Here is a 2,671-nt window from a genome sequence, read left to right on the forward strand (position 1 = left end):
ACATCTATACGCCGGAGTCACAGGTAAAACTGTACGCCGGAGTCACAGGTAAAAGCGTAAAAATCATACGCCGGAGTCACAGGTCTTCATGAAGATTTGTTAACTAAGAGTATTATTGATTTATTTGATTTATGGATACGATGACAAAATTAACTACACATTCTTTATCCTGTTGCTTTGCTTCCACCCATAACTGTAATTTTGCAAATTTGGTAAAATTTGCTCAATAATTAGGTAATGGTTGTGAGTAAGGAACATACTGGTTTTCCCGTGGATGGACAACTGCTGATGGTATTGCCTAGAGCAGGAGCATCAATTAGAAACCCTGATGTACAACAGCCGATTCTCCGTGCCGATGCAGATGGTTATTATTTAGAAATGCGAGTTAATGCTGATCCTAAAGACGAGAGCGAAGTCGCATTAACTCGTCGTGTTCAATTAGAGGAACTTTCTGCTCAGGAGTGGGAAGATCTCAAAGCCCAGTATGCTAATTTAAATCTGAAAGTTTGTACAGAAGAGGGAATTAGCAAAGGACTGGAGAAAATTCAGGATCGCCGAATTCAGCGTTTATTTAAGGCATTGCTGACCTTTTTAAATCCACGACAGGTTGCGATTGTGTTGTTTTTATACAAGAAAGCAAAGCAGCAGGACAACGGTTGTCTGGTTTATTTTCGTTCCAATGAGCTGTTAGAAAGCTTGGGTTATACCCGTGCAAAGGATGGTAGTTTTACAGCGAGGTCGCGATCGCAGCTTAACCAAGACTTGGTTGCTCTGCATAGAACTGAGTTAGTGTTCGCCCAATCTTTAAAAAAGGGCAACACCATAGGGGCGAAGGTCATCGTCAAAAGTATCCTCCGTATCCGAGATTACGAAATCGACAATGTGCCACGAGACTTCGATTTGGCTAAGGCTGCCGATTATACTTATGAACTGGCAGATGCTTATACCGTAGCACTGGAATTCTTTGAAGGATCAGAGCGGACGGGAGATTACATACTGTTCTCCAACAATATAGACACTAAACAAAAGCTGGGGAGTAATGCCAAGCATGACTACAAGATGAAACTGCTAGTTTATCTTGCTAGTCGAATAAAATGGGATAGGCTGATTGATGGACAATATTTAGTGATTTCTAAGCAATATCTGTTCAAAAATCTAGACCTGTTAGGTAGCAACCTGTCTAGGAACAACCAAATTCTGTGGCGGACTATAGAGGAACTACAAGCTGAAGGCTATATTTTGGATGCCCAAGAGCTACCTGGAAAGCGGAAGATGACCAGTATACAGTTTCAAATCAATTCTGATAAACTACGCTGTAATTGATAGTTATTAAAATTACCTATCAAAAAGTTTTCAGACATTCTCTCAGCAACAAAATTTATCTCATAACCAGGAATAAATTAACCAAAATAGTAAAAGTGGTTGCAATACGGTTCAGTTAAGAATTTTTCGTTATAATTTTGGGCATGTACCAGACGTGCCATGGCACGTCTGGTACAGGGTTTAGATGTTATTGATTTGTCTTATCCGAACCGTATTGAAAGTGGTTGGATAATGAGACGCAGATTATTTAAAGTATTCTTCCAGCCGGATTCATGATTCCATTGCGGATGGTTATAAAAATGCACATCACTATTTTCTTGTGCCTCAGTCTCAAGTTGACGTTTTGCCAGCCTTCACCGCTCTTCGTGTTGTTTCACTAAAATAGTTATGAACTAGCTTGATATTATAGTAATAGAAAGTTATTGCCTTTCAATTACTGTGCCTAGAAAGCCTGCTACTCATTCGATCTCACAGCTTTTCCCTCTAACTGATATCTTGCACCTACCCCATATCCCGCCAGAGAACAAATTCTCAATTCTTGTAGCACAAGTCCGTTTTAACGGACTCAAAGACTTTCCTGGTCACATTTATCTGACTTTAGCTATTAGCCAACAAATAAATTTTTTCTTGGCGGAATGAAAAGCTGAACTGGTTTAACCCATAAGCCTGTTTAATCGTTCGGTTCCGGAGTTCAGAACTAGCAAGCATCCTGAAGTGGGTCTTTATATTTGCCAGGGGTGAAAAAAATTTTACTGAGATATTGGATTTTGCTCTGTAGTGTCCAACTTTAGTCTTAGGAATATTTACTCAATCAATCAACGAAAGTCCCTGTAGTTTTATCTATTTAGTTGAGTTGAGAGTATAGACGTTTTTCAGATGTTATATTCATCGACAAAATTCTACTATGTATTCAGTCGGGAAAGCAATTAAACAGAGAAGAAAAATAAATGGTTTCCAAATTATTGCTTTTTCAACTATAAAACAACACACAAACAAAACACACAATCGAGGTAAATTATGTCTAATGAAATCAACAAAATCACTGAACTATCTGAACAAGAATTAGATGTTGTTGCAGGTGGTGCTATTGAAAGTGCAGAATTTGCAAAATTTAAAACATATCAAAATAGTTTGGATTCTACTTTAGTTGTTGGTCCTCATGGTGTTATTTCTACGACCAGCGCTGATGAATTGAATATTGAGTCTGAGGCTTTCAAAGCTATTAAAGTCGGTCAATAATTCTCTTTATCTTATTTGCAGAGGAATTGTTCATAAATTCCAAAAACGATTATCCTCTGCTTTTGTTCCAAACATACAATCATTACTCACAAAGGATTCTCTCATGTCT

Annotated in this window: 2 protein-coding genes; both read left to right on the forward strand. The window is 38.1% G+C overall.

Going from position 1 to position 2,671, the window contains the following annotated elements; genetic code table 11:
• The first annotated feature begins 237 nt into the window (after window positions 1–237).
• Window positions 238–1,323 (forward strand): hypothetical protein, encoded by a 1,086-nt coding sequence (locus B4U84_RS27735; RefSeq protein WP_017308521.1) that lies wholly within the window; start codon window positions 238–240, stop codon window positions 1,321–1,323.
• A gap of 1,017 nt (window positions 1,324–2,340) precedes the next feature.
• On the forward strand, window positions 2,341–2,562 hold the full coding sequence (locus B4U84_RS27740) for a CTB family bacteriocin (RefSeq protein ID WP_017308520.1): 222 nt from the start codon (window positions 2,341–2,343) through the stop codon (window positions 2,560–2,562).
• Window positions 2,563–2,671: the final 109 nt, after the last annotated feature.

This window comes from Westiellopsis prolifica IICB1 (assembly GCF_004323185.1).
GTDB lineage: Bacteria > Cyanobacteriota > Cyanobacteriia > Cyanobacteriales > Nostocaceae > Pelatocladus > Pelatocladus prolificus_A.

Coding starts and splice junctions, on each gene's coding strand:
- B4U84_RS27740 (WP_017308520.1), top strand. CDS start 2,341: ATGTCTAATGAAATCAACAAAATCACTGAACTATCTGAACAAGAATTA.
- B4U84_RS27735 (WP_017308521.1), top strand. CDS start 238: ATGGTTGTGAGTAAGGAACATACTGGTTTTCCCGTGGATGGACAACTG.